Origin of the sequence: Maribellus luteus (assembly GCF_003576475.1) — a bacterium.
In the GTDB taxonomy this organism is placed as follows: domain Bacteria; phylum Bacteroidota; class Bacteroidia; order Bacteroidales; family Prolixibacteraceae; genus Draconibacterium; species Draconibacterium luteum.
In genome coordinates, this window is the sequence record NZ_QWGR01000323.1 from 1 (window position 1) to 508 (window position 508).

The 508-nt window shown below is 61.6% G+C and carries 1 protein-coding gene; it reads right to left on the reverse strand.

The features are described from left to right. The coding region (locus D1614_RS29080; protein WP_175579333.1) for a 2-oxo acid dehydrogenase subunit E2 at positions 1-508 on the reverse strand (508 nt) is incomplete at both ends.

The window sequence follows — 508 nt, forward strand, 5'->3', positions numbered from 1 at the left end:
CCATTCGGCGTATCAGCCGCAAAGCCGATGTGGAAATACTGCTTGAAGACCAGGTTGTCGCCGTCCAGGCTCGCGTTGAAGGTCGGGAACTTCTTCAGCGCACCCACGACTGCCTTGATCACGAACGCCAGCATCGTGAATTTCACGCCGGCCTTTTCGTGGTCCTTGTTCATCTGCACGCGGAAGGCTTCCAGCTCGGTGATGTCCGCTTCGTCATTGTTCGTGACGTGCGGGATCATGACCCAATTGCGGTGCAGGTTCGCACCCGAAATCTTCTTGATGCGCGACAGCGGCTTCGGATCGACCGGGCCGAACTTGGTGAAGTCGACCTTCGGCCATGGCAGCAGATTTAGCTCGCCGCCGCCAGCCGGTGCACCGGCGGCAGCCTTGCCCGGCGCCGCGGCTTGGCCGCTCATCACGCCCTTGACGTAGCGCTGCACGTCTTCCTGCGTGATGCGGTTCTTCGGGCCCGTGCCGCCCACGAGATTCACATTGACGCCCAGCTCAC